This window comes from Planktothrix sp. FACHB-1355, from assembly GCF_014748295.1.
GTDB classification, from domain to species: Bacteria; Cyanobacteriota; Cyanobacteriia; order Cyanobacteriales; family Aerosakkonemataceae; genus Aerosakkonema; species Aerosakkonema funiforme_A.
Genome location: NZ_JACJUP010000005.1, coordinates 1 through 15,720, shown reverse-complemented (window position 1 = coordinate 15,720; position 15,720 = coordinate 1). Strand labels below are relative to the sequence as shown.

At 42.6% G+C, this 15,720-nt stretch carries 13 protein-coding genes and 1 pseudogene; 5 read left to right on the top strand and 9 right to left on the bottom strand.

Going from position 1 to position 15,720, the window contains the following annotated elements; translation table 11 throughout:
* Nucleotides 1-23: 23 nt before the first annotated feature.
* Entirely contained in the window at nt 24-317 is a 294-nt protein-coding gene (locus H6S82_RS01025; protein WP_190471914.1) for a hypothetical protein, read from the bottom strand.
* Between the two features lie 522 nt (nt 318-839).
* Here H6S82_RS01025 and mobC point away from each other — a divergent pair.
* From mobC to iscB, 4 genes are all read left to right on the top strand, one after another.
* Entirely contained in the window at nt 840-1,205 is a 366-nt protein-coding gene (mobC, locus tag H6S82_RS01020; RefSeq protein WP_190471912.1) for a plasmid mobilization relaxosome protein MobC, read from the top strand.
* Complete coding sequence (locus H6S82_RS01015) at nt 1,186-2,316, top strand: relaxase/mobilization nuclease domain-containing protein (RefSeq protein WP_190471909.1); 1,131 nt, start codon at nt 1,186-1,188, stop codon at nt 2,314-2,316. The genes mobC and H6S82_RS01015 overlap by 20 nt, the downstream gene beginning before the upstream one ends.
* Before the next feature lie 100 nt (nt 2,317-2,416).
* Nucleotides 2,417-3,448, top strand: a complete 1,032-nt coding sequence (locus tag H6S82_RS01010) for a cytosolic protein (RefSeq protein ID WP_190471905.1) — start codon at nt 2,417-2,419, stop codon at nt 3,446-3,448.
* 191 nt (nt 3,449-3,639) lie between these two features.
* Entirely contained in the window at nt 3,640-4,914 is a 1,275-nt protein-coding gene (gene iscB / locus H6S82_RS01005) for an RNA-guided endonuclease IscB (protein WP_190471902.1), read from the top strand.
* Nucleotides 4,915-5,168: 254 nt separating this feature from the next.
* Here iscB and H6S82_RS01000 read toward each other — a convergent pair whose 3' ends face one another.
* The 5 genes and pseudogenes from H6S82_RS01000 to H6S82_RS00980 form a co-directional block, all read right to left on the bottom strand.
* A complete protein-coding gene (locus H6S82_RS01000) occupies nt 5,169-6,359 on the bottom strand; it encodes a TniQ family protein (RefSeq protein ID WP_190471899.1) in 1,191 nt (396 codons plus the stop codon).
* Nucleotides 6,349-7,533: an ATP-binding protein gene (locus tag H6S82_RS00995; RefSeq protein WP_190471894.1), complete on the bottom strand. Its 1,185-nt coding sequence runs from the start codon at nt 7,531-7,533 to the stop codon at nt 6,349-6,351. Before H6S82_RS00995 ends, H6S82_RS01000 begins: the two co-directional genes overlap by 11 nt.
* Nucleotides 7,533-10,076 (bottom strand): Mu transposase C-terminal domain-containing protein, encoded by a 2,544-nt coding sequence (locus H6S82_RS00990; RefSeq protein WP_190471891.1) that lies wholly within the window; start codon nt 10,074-10,076, stop codon nt 7,533-7,535. Before H6S82_RS00990 ends, H6S82_RS00995 begins: the two co-directional genes overlap by 1 nt.
* Before the next feature lie 373 nt (nt 10,077-10,449).
* A pseudogene (locus tag H6S82_RS00985) lies at nt 10,450-11,382 on the bottom strand (IS1380 family transposase); the annotation flags it as partial.
* A 15-nt stretch (nt 11,383-11,397) separates the two neighbouring features.
* Complete coding sequence (locus tag H6S82_RS00980) at nt 11,398-12,555, bottom strand: IS4 family transposase (protein ID WP_190467144.1); 1,158 nt, start codon at nt 12,553-12,555, stop codon at nt 11,398-11,400.
* A 104-nt stretch (nt 12,556-12,659) separates the two neighbouring features.
* On the opposite strand from H6S82_RS00980, the gene H6S82_RS00975 reads away from it, so the two are divergent.
* A complete protein-coding gene (locus H6S82_RS00975; RefSeq protein ID WP_190467046.1) occupies nt 12,660-13,379 on the top strand; it encodes a DUF928 domain-containing protein in 720 nt (239 codons plus the stop codon).
* A gap of 16 nt (nt 13,380-13,395) precedes the next feature.
* Here H6S82_RS00975 and H6S82_RS00970 read toward each other — a convergent pair whose 3' ends face one another.
* From H6S82_RS00970 to H6S82_RS00960, 3 genes are all read right to left on the bottom strand, one after another.
* Nucleotides 13,396-14,538, bottom strand: coding sequence for a universal stress protein (locus tag H6S82_RS00970; RefSeq protein ID WP_190467043.1), 1,143 nt, complete (start codon nt 14,536-14,538; stop codon nt 13,396-13,398).
* An 84-nt stretch (nt 14,539-14,622) separates the two neighbouring features.
* Nucleotides 14,623-15,267, bottom strand: a complete 645-nt coding sequence (gene kdpC / locus H6S82_RS00965) for a K(+)-transporting ATPase subunit C (RefSeq protein ID WP_190467040.1) — start codon at nt 15,265-15,267, stop codon at nt 14,623-14,625.
* Nucleotides 15,267-15,548 carry a potassium-transporting ATPase subunit F gene (locus tag H6S82_RS00960; RefSeq protein WP_190467037.1) on the bottom strand — a complete coding sequence of 94 codons (282 nt, stop codon included), beginning with the start codon at nt 15,546-15,548 and terminating at the stop codon, nt 15,267-15,269. Before H6S82_RS00960 ends, kdpC begins: the two co-directional genes overlap by 1 nt.
* Nucleotides 15,549-15,720: the final 172 nt, after the last annotated feature.

Here is a 15,720-nt window from a genome sequence, read left to right as displayed (position 1 = left end):
ATGTGACAAATTCCCCCCTTTCCTCAATCCCTAACCGAGACGTTCAGGTATGCTTCCACCCCTTCACCATTAACAACCAGCGTTTCGTCAAAATAAACTTTTTCCAAATGCCGCACCAGTTTCCGCTTGTCCACCTTATCTAATTCCTCATCCGCCTTCACCGCTTCAATCAGGTAGCAAGCCCGCAGTGCTTTTAGAATCATCTGCTTTCGTTGGGTTGGTTTTAACTTTTTGAGATAGCGAAACAGGGGAGCATCTTTACTACCCGGTTTAGTCCGATAGCGAAAAGACAGTTCGATTAAGTCGCGCTCAGTCATTTGGAAAATCTAAAACTCGACAAAAAAATTTCTCAGTTTCAAAAACTAATTTTTTGAGTATATTTGCTTAGTGCAAAAATACCCACAATTTACCTACTTTTGACACGATTTTGGGGACACTTACCAAAAAAGTGGCGTTTTTTGACTAATTGTACGTACTACAACCCAGTTTTAGCCCTCGTTCTCCAGATAGAAAAACGCCACTTTTTTATCCTCAGTCTCCACTTTTTCCCCACGTTGGCACAAAAAATGGCAAAAAAATGGCACTCTTCCTGATAAAATACGCATATTAGCTCAAATCGCCCTGCAAGCCGATTACGCTTGTAACACCCACCGCTGCGTTACGATCGCGGTGGGGAGCAAGCCATGCCGCCGTTTATACATTTTGCACTAATTTGACGATGGTCGCGGCGGCAGGCTTGCCAGAAGGGAGTACCCCTCTGGACACCCCCAGCACAGTAAAAATTTAAAATTCACGCATTTAAAATTCACGCATTCAAAAGGGGGTAGTTTTGAATTGTGATGCAACGTTCTAAGACAGTTATCATTCGGCTGACACAGAAAGAGCGAGAATTAGCCGAAGTAAAAGCAGTCTCAGCAGGACTTTCTTTAAGCGAATTGTTTCGGGCTAGCACCCTCAAGCGACGACTACCTCGCAAAGTAACGCACATCGCTGCCGACACTTACCGGGAATTAGCCAAAATCGGCGTAAACTTAAACCAACTAACCAAAGCCGCTAACGCGGCAATAAAGCTGGGCCAAACCCCACCTGCCAATCCCGAACTGCTGGAGAACTTAGAAACTCTACTCAAAAAAGTCAGACGCGAACTGGTCGAAATTGATGTAGTGGCAGACTTGGAGGATGCGGATGATTGGGAAGCAAGTTAAGGGCAGGGGTTTTCGGGGAGTATTGAACTACCTGTTCGATAAAGAAGGGGCAGAACTGATTGACGGTAACATGGTTGGTGAAAACCCCCGCGAATTAGCTGCCGAATTTCGCTTTTCCAGGGCATTAAATCCCAGAGTGGAACGGGTGGTTTACCATGCTTCTTTGTCAGTGCCAGCCCGCGAAAAGTTGGATAATGACAAGTGGAGAGAGATAGCCCTTGACTATCTCAACGGTATGGGCTTCGATGATAATCAGTATATTGTCGTTCGTCATGCCGATCGCACTCACGACCACATCCATATTGTTGCCAGTAGAATCAAGTTAACTGGGGAATGCGTGCATGACGGTTGGGACTACAGGCGTTCGGAACAACTGATTCGTCAGCTAGAACGAGATTATCAGTTAGAAGCAGTGCAGCCCAGTTGGGAGAAAGGGCGTAGGAGTCCCACTACTGGAGAATGGCGACGACTACAGCGCACTGGGGAAGAAAGCGTGCGGGAGAAGTTGCAAGATTATATCGATGAAGCGGCTACAAATTGTCCTGCGATGCCGCAATTGATTAACCGACTAAAAGATGAAGGAATTGATGTTAGGGTTGGTTACACGCGCACTGGAAAAAATAAAGGGATTTCCTATCAGTTAGATGGCATTGCAATTAGCGGTACTCATTTGGGTAGGGAGTATACTTTTCCAGGGCTTCAGAAATATAAAGGTATCAGTTATAGTAGAGAACAAGATAGGGCTATTCAAAGAGCTAGCAATCGTCAACCAGCAGATGTCGAAGAGGTACAGCGGCAACGTACTAGAATTGTGGCGCGAATTGTTAATAATTACCTGCATCATATTGGTGAAAACGGATATCAAGGTAAGCAGTATACGGCTGGTTGGGATGAGGATGAATTGGTGCTGGTGAGGAATAGCGACAATCAGCAATTAATGAGAGCGATGTGTAAGGATGATGGCTGGTCAGCGGTTGAGCGCAATAGGCTTACCGTTCAAGACGTGCAGTTCTTTCAACGATGGCAGCAGTTGCTAATTGAAACACGAGAAAGAGAGCAATTGGAACTGGAACGAAAGCAGTCACAACGTGGGTTTGAGTTGTCACTTTGAGTTTTAGAGAAATGAAGGCATCATGCGTGGCACTATAATTTAACGGGTGTCAACTGCATAAAATACCCAGAGCTAAACTTCCTACTACTCAGCAAGGTGCATGACCAATCCCCAGACTGAATTCGATTCCCCTTGGAAAGATATCCTACAACGATATTTTGAGGAATTTATATTATTCTTTTTCCCACAAGCTCACGAACAAATTGATTGGACTAGCACCCCGGAGTTTCTGGACAAGGAACTGCAACAGGTGGTGCGGGATGCGGAACTGGGACGGCGACTGGCCGATAAACTGGTAAAGATTTATCTTAAAAGTGGTTCTCTAGCTTGGGTTTTAATTCATATAGAAGTCCAAAGCCAGGAAGAATCCGACTTTGCCGAAAGGATGTTCAGTTATCATTATCGCATCTACGATCGCTACAAGAGATCGGTAGCTTCTCTAGCCGTGCTGGGTGACGAGCGAAAAAACTGGCGACCCAATCAATTTGGCTATGAATTATTTGGATGTTCAATCGGATTCAGGTTTCCGGTAGTGAAGTTGCTAGACTACCGACAACAGTGGTCGGCGTTAGAAGAAAGCCGCAACCCCTTTGCTACCGTAGTAATGGCCCACTTGAAAGCGATTGAAACCCGCGAAAATAGAAATCAGCGTAAAGAATGGAAACTGTCTCTAACCAGACGGTTGTACGAACTCCGGTTTGAACAGGAAGATGTCATTAATTTATTCCAGTTTATAGACTGGGTAATGAGCCTCCCACAAGAATTAGAGCAACTGTTTTGGCAGGAAGTGATTCAATTAGAAGAGGAAAGGCGTATGCCATACATCACGAGCGTTGAGCGAATCGGAATTCAAAAGGGTATTCAGCAGGGGATTGAGCAAAGCCAGCAGCTTCTGAGACAGATACTCCTAGAAAGCATTGAACTGGGGTTAGAGTTGAAATTTGGCAGCGAGGGATTAAACTTGTTGCCAGAAATTTCCCTTCTAATAGATATAGAGCAGTTGAGAGCAGTTCAAGCGGGACTGAGAACGGTGAGTTCCGTGGAAGAGTTGCGTCAGATTTATCAACCCGCAACCGAGTCAGCACCCCCGGCTGAAGCACGGGGGCTTCATGCCTCCGATTCAGATAGCTGACCAGCCTTAGTAATCATGACTACGTTCAGAGCAAGAGTTAAAGTTCCTACCTTGAGTTGCGTAGCTAGACTCAAGCCCTAGAACCAAAACGTTAAACATCTCGGTTGGGGTTAAGGAAGTGCGTTTTGGATGCGTACCGACTCTGAACATTGGCGAAGCTAACGTTACGAGAAATCAGGAGAGACACAACAATGTCTAACTTTGTTCTAGTTATAGATACCAACCGTAAACCACTCAACCCCTGTACCCCTGGAGTGGCTAGAAGTTTACTCAAATCAGGAAAAGCAAAAGTATTTCGACGGTTTCCCTTTACAATAGTTTTGAATAAAGCTGTTGATGATAAACCGATACCAATGCAACTGAAACTAGATCCAGGGTCAAAAGTAACTGGAATTGCCTTACTCCAAGGAGAAAAAGTGGTTTTTGGTGCAGAAATTATCCATCGCGGACAGCAAATTAAGGATGCTCTTGAGTCACGTAGAGCATTAAGAAGAGGGCGTCGTAACCGTAAAACCAGATACCGCCAGCCTCGTTTTCTTAACCGTAATCGTCCTGATGGATGGCTAGCCCCCAGTCTTCAGCATCGAGTTGAAACAATCCTGACTTGGGTAAATCGATTGCGTCGATATACCCCCATAGAAGGGATTTCCCAAGAACTTGTGCGATTTGACTTACAGCATATCGAAAACCCAGAAATATCAGGTATTGAGTACCAGCAAGGAACGTTATTTGGTTACGAAGTTCGGGAATATTTATTAGCTAAGTGGTCGCGAAAATGCGCTTACTGTGGTAAGGAAAATGTACTTTTACAAATTGAACACATTCACCCCAAAGCTAAAGGAGGTACAAACCGAATTTCTAATCTATGCCTAGCTTGTGAACCTTGCAATATTAAGAAAGGAACTCAGGATATTGAGGCTTTCTTGAAAAAGAAGCCGGATGTCTTAAAAAGAGTGTTGGCTCAAGCTAAACGTCCGTTAAAAGATGCCGCAGCAGTCAATTCAACCCGATGGGCTTTGTTTAATAGACTCAAACAAACTGGCTTACCTGTTAAGGTAGCCAGCGGAGGTAAAACCAAGTTTAACCGATGTCGGTTAGAGCTACCTAAAACGCACTGGCTGGATGCAGCTTGTGTGGGTAATGTCGAACAATTAGATGTTAAAACGATACAACCGCTATTAATCAAAGCTATGGGGCATGGAACTCGTCAGATGTGCGGCACGGATAAATACGGTTTCCCAATTCGTCATCGGTCTAGAACTCAAATTCATCAGGGGTTTCAAACAGGCGATATTGTCAAAGCCGTTGTTACAAGTGGCAAGAAAATTGGCACTTATATTGGGCGCGTTCTTTGTCGAGCATCTGGTAGTTTTGATATTGCTACTAAAGATGGTCGAGTACAAGGAATTAGCCATAAATACTGTCAAGCAATTCACCGAAAGGATGGATATGCTTATTCTTGGTGACAAATGCACAGCGAATAAATTCGCTCGTGTCGTGTTTCATCCCCCGGTAAAAACGCGGGGGCTTCCACACTTCCCGGAGGTTTTAGGTGAGTGAATTTTGGGTTGGGTATCCTCGACGAGCGTGCAAGCCCCAATGGAAAATTTTCCATTGAGTTATGTCACTCACTTGACACACAATTTACTACAACAGTTGTCACTTGAAGGATAAAATGGCACGCTGTGCCATTTTATCCTTCAAATAGAGGAGTGCCATTTTATGCTTCCAGCTTACGACGCTTGTAACGCACAGAAATAGCACGACACAAATCAGGAAAATATTTAGACAAATCCCCAGGATCGTATCCGATTTCCAAAGCCACCTGCCGCATCGTTTTGGGTGGACTCTGTTGCAGCGCCGCTTCCAACAAACCTTGAACTCGTGCAAAATCAAAAGGTCGGTACTTTTTCCGCATCGATTGATGTTCCGGTAGCGGTATTAAACTCACAGGTTCATCAAGAACCACTTCCCCAGTCAAGAACTTAAGTAACGGCACCTGTAGACAGTAACAAAGCCTAAAGAGCAAATCCAATTGTGGCAGAGCATTCCCCCTTCGCCACTCCCCCGGCACAGAAGCCGAATAATATAACTTGTCAGCAAAAGCTTTCGCATTTCCCCCAGTCACAGCATCAATACACAACTTCATCCCACGGGCAATATTCTCTCTCGGTGGAGGAGACGCAAAAGTTGGGGCTGCCACTAACAATTGGGCCAGATTCTTCACCACAAAAGCTTGCCAGACTTCCTCCTCTTTGTCTAACATTTCCCTTGAGCATTCTGTTTTTCCCAACCACTGGTGGCATCTCGAACAGAAGCCAGGACGTGAATTCCACTCCAACCAATACAATGACCGATAACAATAAGGACATTGATGTTGCAGTCGTTGTTGATGACGCACACAAACTGTGACTAATTTCAGCGACCAAAGCAAAGGTTCGTGAAGAACAATCCCTAACTTTTCCCATTCCTCATAACAAGCTGGACACCAAGCCTTATAAGGACGGAGTAATCCTCGGTGAGATAAAACTTGATGACAACTTAACAGAGTCAACAAATGAAGATGATGTTGTTTTGTTAGTGAACAGACAGCGACAGAACAATTAAAAGCCATCACACCCAAACCATTCCAAGCACCTGTATCTGTGCCAAAAGCTCTCCAAAAAGAATGAGATATCCTTGGCACATCTTTGTCAGTAAATTGGCTAATTATCGGAGTGACATACTTTCCAAGCAAAATCCCAGTTGGTACTTGATGAATAGCTGCCAATCTCGCGACATAGCTAGTTAAACTTTCCACATCAGAAGTCCCTACGCCCCAAGGTGCAAGAGGATAAAGGCAGCTACGTTCAGGAATGTCTGGTAGAAAAGTTTTTCTACGCTGATGGAGAGTGAATCTATTAACTGACATTTTGAGTCCCTCCAATAACATCCCGATGGGGATTGCGCTCGCCAGGGTTTCTCTTCTTTCGAGAAGTCTTAGAAGTTTGAGCAGAATTAGCCATATTATCTGGAGATGCTTCTTTAGCTATCGGTGAAGAGATTGCGGTCAATCCTAACTTTTGGCGCAGCTTAATTAATTCTGTTTCATCCTCAATCAAAGCCTTCTCACCTTCGATAGCCTCAGTAATCATTTGCATACATTTAGATACAGAGGGAGCATAAGGTTTGAGATGAACGAGAGTAAGAGTAGAAGCTTCCGCATCTAAGGCTTTTCTTAAAGCTTGAGTCAGCCAATCCTTAACAATACCTACACATCCGATACTACGTTCATAAAAATATTCCCAATGCAACTCCAAATCAGGTTCTTCTGGCAAAGGCATCTGACAAGCAAAGCTCTTGAGTACCCGTTTGAAATCTATAATATCTTCCGCATATTCAACCTGGTAACGCTGAAAGTGGATATCGATGCTGCGTCGGCTCAATTGAGCGCTCAGATTCCGAAATTCCAATAGTTCATAAGTGCCAAACAATCCATGTAGAGTATTTGTCATACCAGCCATTGACACAATAGCATCCATTTGGTCTTGCAGTCGTCGCCCGCTCGCCATTTTAGTAAATCGCTGTGCTTCATCAACTAGAAAAGCGATTAACTGGCGCTGACTCATCGTGTATTCTACGTCTTCTCTAATTGAGGATAGGTTGGCTTTTGATTTGGCTAAATGTTGTTCTTTTCCACTGCCATAAGTTCGGCTGCTTCTAGTTTTCAATTTGTATTCAACAAATGGGTCAGCCAGCGCTACTAAGACGCTCTTGTAGTAATCTTTCCAATCAAAATTCCCCAATTCTGGAGAGTGGGCTTCTACAGTAGCGACGGGAATGAAACCAGGGTCTAGTGCCATTGCTAATAAATTCTGCTCTATTAGGACTTTCATTACCTGATACAGGAGCGTGGTTTTTCCCACACCTGTCGGCCCAAATAAAAAGACTAATGCTGCGCCTCCGGGATTAGTTATCGCTTCTACAAAATTATCATAAGCTTCTTTTAATCGGCGATGTACAACTGTACAATCAGAGAAGTAAGCTAGTCTTTCTGATTTGGATGCTTGTAAAAGTTCACGAGGAAACCGGGGTAGAGTTGTCATTACCAAAACTCATCGTAAGGTTGAATTTCTGAATCACTAGATGTATCTGGAGTTGCCGAATAATCTATTTCTGCTTTGAATGGGATGGCATTGTGTAATTGAGTAGGAATGGGTACTCTTTCTGGGGTTAGATTGTGCAAAGAAGTTTCCATAGTTGATAAAACATCTTTAGCTTCTGCATCCCGCAAGCGCTGCAACAGGACAGCTTCAGTTGCTTGTGTACTTGCTAAAAATTCTGCCAGCGCTTTGGCATTAATACTAAAATTTTGGGAGTGATTTTTGTACTGTTTTCGTAGTTCCTCCGAAGCAGCTATAATTTCTCTTTCTGAACGACCGTGAAAACTGCTGTAATGCTGCGAAATACAGCTTACCCACTGTCCCTTGACATAAGCGTAAGCACAGGAGGCATCAAAGGGGTCATAACGTACAGGTACTTGGGTTTTTTCGACTGTCCGACTGCGGAAACTATTGTGCCAATAGTAAATATGATTTATCTTTACGCCTTGATTTGGGATAACTTTGGCTGTTCCTTTGGTAGTGGTGGGTAGGGTAAGAATGCGGAAGGTTTCGTCGTAAGAGATTAATTTTTGGGGGCGATTTCCTGAAAGGATTAACCCTTCTTCATAAGCGATGCGCGGGCTTTTTCCTAAAGCAGGATGCTCTTTATTATCATAAAATTCATAAGCCCAATCGCACAGGTTTTGATACAAACTACCGAGCGTCCAAACTGCTTGGTTTCGAGGATTAACTGCTTTCGTAACTTGGCGGTTTTGACGAGTGATTTGAGTGTTTCCTTGAAGGTTATGAATGAACATAGTGTTGGCAGTTCCGAACAGCCGTTCGCAGACGGAACCAAACCTGGGTTTAGCAGCAGGACGGGTTTTTTTGGTGCATTCATAAGCTGCAAGGAGTCTTTCAAAGTATACGCTCATGAATTCTTTTGCACCATCTACTACTACTGACTGCGGTAAGCGAGAATGACGGCGAACGCATTCACGCATTACCATCATGCAACTGCGATAGCTGGGTGGGTCAAAGGTGAGGTAGATGGCTAAAATTCGGCGGGAATAAGCGTCGGTTAAAAAGGTAGCCCAAGGGCGACCGAGGTTTACAGATGTACGAGAACTGATTAGTTCAATATCTAGTTCTGTGTGGTCAATGTGGCAAATTTCAAAGGGTCTGTCTCCATGTCTGGGAGTGGTTAGTTCTAATTCCCAGTGGAAGGTTTCGTGCTTGTATGCAGCGCGATGTCCCTGGCGTTTGGTAATTTGTTCTTGTTGTGGGCGCAATTGTGTGGCGAGGGCAAATGTTTTATAGCTGGGTGCTAAAATTCCTTGTTCTGAACAAGCTTTTTGGAAGCTGCTATAAGATGCTAGTTTACCTTTTTGTTTGAGGGTTTCGTAATCATTAGCAATGAATTCTTCTAGTAAGTTCACGGTGGCTGGGGGTAGTTTAGTTCGGCGGTTTCCTCGGAGATGGCTTTTTGGTAATAAACCCATGTAGCCTGAACCATATAAGGTTTCTGCTTTTCGCCATTGGTTAACCCAGCGATAAAATGTTCGCTTTGGTACTGATTCAAAGCTGGGGGCTGAACCTTGTAAGTAGGGGGCGATAATCTGATAGCGCCGATTTGCTTCTGTACAATCTTTCTCACTAGCGCTAGTTAGGATGTCGTTGAGATGATTGTTGACTGTTAGAGATGCTTTGGGCAGGGGCAATTCTTCTGTTTGGATTAATTGGGTTTTTCTCTCGTGGCGTTGAAAATTTTTACTGGTGAGGATGTCAGGGAAAATTTGTATTCTTTCGGGTTGAGAAGCTAAGGGGGCAATTTGTAAATCGGCGTAAACTTTTTCGCTAGCGATTAGTGCGTATATGTCATCTGGTTTGATACCTTGGTTGAAAAGTTCTGCTAATGTTATGCCAGGTATTGCTGATATTAGTGCTGTTATTTTTTGGGTGGTTTGTTCGTTTTGAGGATATGAGTCTGTGCGAAAGTAGTCTTCTAAGAATAAGAGATTGCGTTGTAGGTTCCAGTTAATTTCGGCTCCCGAACGGACGCGATAATACAGTCCGAAATTTTGGGCGTGTGTTTCACCTGGGGGACATCGCCAGCTACCGTCTGGTTGTTTCTGATAGCGATTTGGCATTTGTGTCCCTAATCGTTCTAATTCTTCTGCTGTTTTCCATTCTTCCCAACCACAAGTGTGGATGCGGATGACGAAGAAATCTGGGGTATGTAAGACTCCGATTTGACGACCGTTTTTGGCTTCGTAAAGCAGTTTGAAGGGCGGGGGTTGGTCGTAGTATTCGAGAACTGATGAGTCATATTCCATTTCATAGATGGCTGCTAGCTCGTTGCGGTGGCTCTCGAATTGGATGGTTAACCCCATTTTGCGGCTGGGGTAGCGACCGCTGACGTTTCCCGCACGGCTGTGGACTCGCCGCGATGGTGGCGAGTTGCGGATGTGAGCAATTTGTTGGATTGTCTGTTCAGTTAGCGCCAAGTTTTGACACCACTGAACAAACTGGTCGTAGCTCAGCATCGGGGCTGATTCTCCCTATTGCTGGCGAACTGGGATTGGGATATCTCTATTCAACCACGGTTTTGGCAACTTTGTGCCATTTTATGTTTCTAGCTGTTTTGTAATCACTGGGTTAAGGTAACGAAGGAATCAGCATTCCCGCATTTCTCACAAACTGATTTGAAAAGCTAATTTGGGGATGAAAAGTTGAACTTTTTGAAAAACAAGAGATATGGAAACAGTCGCTAGAGAAAAATGTAATCTAAAATCACCAAACAGTTACTAAATCGTCAGTAAAATCAGCTTAATTCAAAAAACTACTCATCAGAAAATAGACTGCATATATAGTCAGTCATTGACGAGCTATTTAGTTGAGCAAGTTACCGTCAAAAAATCAACCAGTATCCTGAATTCCTTGAATTCTAAAGTAAGCAATAGACAAAATATCTTGACAGGGGCAAGCACTGGTAATCGCCATTAAAATTCGTCTAGCACTCACAGTAATTCTCGCTCCCAACTTCAGGAAATTCAGACGAATTGTGCCGACGGTTGCTTGAGAAAAAGAAGTTTTAGATAAACAACGATGACGAAAAGCTTGCATTAAAACATAAGCTATTGATGAGAACCAAAGTCTTAATTGATTACTTTGGAATGTTTGAGTTGAAGTGCGGTCAGCGAATAAATCTAATTGTTGTTCTTTCAGGCGATTTTCCATCTCTCCTCTCGGACAATATTTATCTGTATAAAGCTCTGATGGAGTAATTTTGGCCGCAGGTAAAGAAGTAACAACATGACGAATTTTTAAGCCTTCACTCCCATAACAAACTTTCGTCACAACTCTTCTAAGACGACTCCATGATTTTTCTGTTTGATAACATAAAGAACGATACCAAGTTGAACTAGGAACTAACGTTCTGACTACTTCTAAATCTTCATTTTTCTCAAAAAGGCTTTCCATCAATTCAACAATCGGTTCAAGCTTTTTTAAGTATTCATTTTTAGCTTTCTCAATTGTATTGTTAGCTCTTAACTTTAATTGGCTATTAGTTGCCATAGCTATCGCATATTCAACGCCAGCCTGTTTTTCGCAGAAATTAAAGATTTCCTCCCGCGCATAAGCACTATCGCCTCGTACTAAGATTTGAGTATTTGGCCATTCTTTTCTAATTAATCCAATCACTCTTTGTAATTCTTCTAATGCTCCTTCAGGCGGATCTACATTAGATGGACGGAGCTTGGCCACTAATAAATGATGCCCGCAAAAAATATATAAAGGGGCATAACATACTCCTTGATAATAATTATTGAAAAAAGCTCCTGATTGATTATGACGGGGCGACAACTATAGCTCAAAGGTAGACTGGATAAGCTTTTCGGCTGTACGACCTCGTTGATAATAAGGTAGCTTATGAGGGCTTAAAGACATCAATTGAGAAGTTTGTTGATGGAAGAAATCCAGAGATTCCACCCAAGCATAGCCATGTAGACCAATATAAAAGCTACTATGGCGGCGTTGAGTTCTTCGTTTTTCTTTCACGCGACCCACATATTTAACTACTCCCTTCCTTTTGATTTTTTCGCCAGATATGATGGCCCTGGTGTAAGCCAAAGTAATCAAAATGATTAAAGATATTAAACGCTCATCCTTCACGCCTGTTGACTCTAGATTGTAGCCACCACTCTTATAGTCCCTAAACATTTCTTCAATGCCAAACCGTTTTTGATAGGCTGATAAAGCTGCCTTCAAATCTGCCAAATTAGTCAAAATAAACCACGCTTCTTCTGCTACTTTACTCCGATATGTACGCTTCCATTTAGCTGCAATATTGGCCGAATCAAAACCTTTACTCTTGGTTAATTTAACTCCTTCTAAGTAAATTGAAAGCCCTGGCATTACACCTAATTCCTGTAATTGACGCCAAATATCTGGGGCTATTTCAATATATTCATTTCGTTTTAACCGTAGGCAAAAGTATGTCTGAGGTTGACTTCTGAGCCATTGAGCTAGGTCAACAGAACAAAATTCTCTATCTCCCAAAACGATTTTAGTATAATTACTTAATAAGGGCATGACTCGCGAAAGTACCTCTATCTGCTTGCCTGCATTTGTATTGCCTAAGTTAGGCAATACTTCAAAGTAGATGGGCATGGCTCTTTTGTCATAAATTAGACTGATAACTATCAAATTTACCAATCCCCATTGCGTGCGGTCAATTGCTATGTATAAAACTGAGTTTGGCTCAAAATTATTGGTTAACCAATTGGTCAACAATGGCCACCAAATTTTCTCGATTGTTATGTGTGGTAGCGACAGAAATCTCTGTAACTTCTTGCGACGACTTTCAAATAAGATTTTTTGGGGAAATTGATTGGCTAATTCTTCTAACTTAACTCTTCGATGCTGTTGTAGCATCGCAACTAATATATATAAAATTAAAAACTCTGCTCTTTTTAGTTGCGTTTTTAAGTGTTGGGTGTAAAATGAAGGTATTAAATTCATTTTTTTCATTAGTTAGGTCTTCTTGAGAATAGCAGACCGATTGTTGTCCCCCCGTCAGGTATATTTTTACAAAAAGGATGGCGCGATCGCAAGGAGGTATACTAATGGGAGTGTGCAACAAGAAACTACTTTTAGGGCAGATTACCTTACATTTTTTCTTGGCTTTAACAATAATTAAATCTGGCTTCGCAGACGTTGTAAATCAGCAATCTTCTGGAAGCAGTACATTGTTATCCCAGGTGTTAGAACTATTAGAATACGAACCACCGCCCAGAGGGAGACCAGAAGATACCGAAGATGGAGGTAGCCGGGGATCTTGCGACCTGTTGGCGATCCTTCCTACTCATGGATACGGAATGACTGCTGCCGAATATCCAACTTTTTGGTTTTATCTCAAAAATCAACCCTCCTTATCCAAATCCATGCAGTTGCAATTACAGGACGAACAACAAAATGTAGTTTACAAAACAACTTTTGAACTAACTCAAAGTGAAGGAATTATACAATTTCGTCTCCCTCAAACTGCACCACCTTTAGCAATTGGTAAAAAATACCGATGGATTCTTTCCTATGGTGGAATGAACGATGAAATATATACAAGCGGCGTCATCGAGCGGATTGCATTAGAACCGGAATTTGAGAGTCAATTGAAGCAAGCAACTCCACGGGAACGCCTTTATCTTTTTGCTAAAAAGCGTCTTTGGTATGACACTTTAACCGAACTAAATCAACTGCGGCGTACCAATCCCCAAGATACTGAACTCAACTCTGCTTGGACTAATTTGTTAAATTCTTTATCCCGCAAAATCAACTGCCCTTTATAGCTAGGGCGTCGTACAATTATTTATTTTGTGTGCGGATGATATGAATGTCAATTTGGGGAAGTAACCGCATCAAATTATCAATAAAAGAGCCACGCAGTAAAATTTTCCAACGAGATTTTCGACTTCTTCCCAAAACAATTTGAGTAATGCGGTAAGACTTGGCAACTTTGGCAATTTCTTCGGGAACGTTATACCCAGACACTCGCAAAAATTCTCCTTCAAATTCTCGGCACAAACGTTCGCAGGTTTCCACATGAAGTGCTTCTATCTTAGTTAAAAAGCGATCGGGATTATCAACAAACAGCGTATAAAGAGGCGCATTCATGTAACCAGCAATTCTAGCTCCTCGCCGCAAAAGTTGTACCGAATTTGGTTCTGTAGAAACGCAAACCAATACCCGTTCGTGAACGCTGATATTTTGTATTTCTAAATTTTCACCATTGCTAGTGCGGGTTGCTTCTGCAACAGCATCTCCTTCTACATTATCAGCTACCTCGCGCAGCGCTAGTTCTCTTAAAGCAATTAAATTACGACGTTGGAAGAAGTTTTGCAATGATTGCTCTACTTTCTCCATCGCATAAATTTTGCCTTCCCGCAGACGTTCTTCTAGAGTTTCGGGAGTGACATCAACGACAACTACTTCATCAGCTTCTTCCAAAAAGCGATCGGGAATACGTTCTCTGACAACAATCCCGGTAATTCGAGCTACCAAATCGTTCAAACTTTCTAAGTGCTGAATATTAACTGTGGAATATACATCAATTCCTTCCGCCAAAATAACTTCCACATCTTGGTAGCGCTTTTCCCGCTGAGAACCTGGAATATTTGTATGTGCTAATTCATCCACTAAAGCAAGCTGCGGTTGGCGAGCAATAATAGCATCGGTATCCATTTCCGTTAGCACTAAACCATTATGGCTTATTTGTTGGCGGGGAATCATTTCCAAGCCTTCCGCTTTGGCGGCGGTTTCCTTGCGTCCGTGAGTTTCCAACAAACCAATTACCACATCTACACCATTTCGCTTTAGCGTGTGTCCTTCTTCCAACATTTTGAAAGTTTTACCCACGCCTGGAGCCATACCAATAAAAATTTTATGCTTACCGCGACGCGCCGGACGGATGTAGCTACTATCTGGTGAAGATGCTTGTGGTTGATACATTTAATTGCCGCCAAAAGAATGATTTTAAAAATCCCAAATTAAAATGCAAACAAGCACATTTTAATTTGGGATTTATTATATTTACTAACTAGCAGGCTTGAGTTTATCCAAAGCTAGATTTAGCTTTAGTACGTTAACACCTGGCTCTCCAAATATTCCCAACCATCGCCCATCAGTATTTTGGTTAATTAGAATTTCTAACTGATTGGTGTCGAGTTTTCGTGTTGCTGCAATGCGGGAAATTTGCGCTTTAGCTGCTTCTGGCGTGATATGGGGATCGAGGCTAGAACCGGAAGTGTAAATCAAATCGGCGGTAGGTTTAATTCCCGCTTTTTGCAATCTGGGAATATCTCCTTCAATGCTTTTTGTGGGGTCTGGATCGGTTTTACCTTGAATGCGATCGAGCAATGCAGGGTTGCTTGGTGCTAAATTACTCGCACCAGAAACTCCGGTTTTCAGTACACCTGCTTCATCTTTGGTGGGGTCGGCAGTGCTATAGTTGGTGGTGCTGGGACGACTGTTGAAATAGCGATCGCTTGTAAATGGTTGACCGATTAAAGCCGATCCAACTGGTTGACCTCGATCGTTAGTAAGAATACTACCATTTGCTTGAAAAGGAAAAACAATCTGCCCGAAAGCGATCGTAAATAGTGGATAAATTAAGGCAGTAATTACCCAAAGTACCAGGGTAGAACGAATTGCTCTGCCTATTTCCCTTGCGAAACTCATTAGAACCTCTCCGGTACAAACATAACGAAAAATAAATAGATGGAAATTGCGATAACACCCAATCCCAACAATCCTAATGCCCAGGATTGAGGGCGGTATAATCCACCATCTGTGGCAGCATAAACTAAGGGCGCAATGAATAAGTTAATGCTGATTCCTAGAAATAGGTATAACGGTAGTTTTTGCCTGCGCCATTGTATCCAAATTTCGGTCGCTTCTTCAAGTAAGCGAGCCGTATTGTTTGGTAAGAAAATCGAGTGTTGTTTGTGAATAAGTTTCATAATGAAAGGGAAAATTACAACTGACAACTGACCACTGACAACTGACCATTGACTATTATCAAGAAAGTGGCAAGATGATATCGATTATTTTGATGGCAATGAAGGGCGCAATGATACCGCCAACGCCATAAATTAAAATGTTGCGTTGCAGTAATTGATCGGCGGTGAGAGG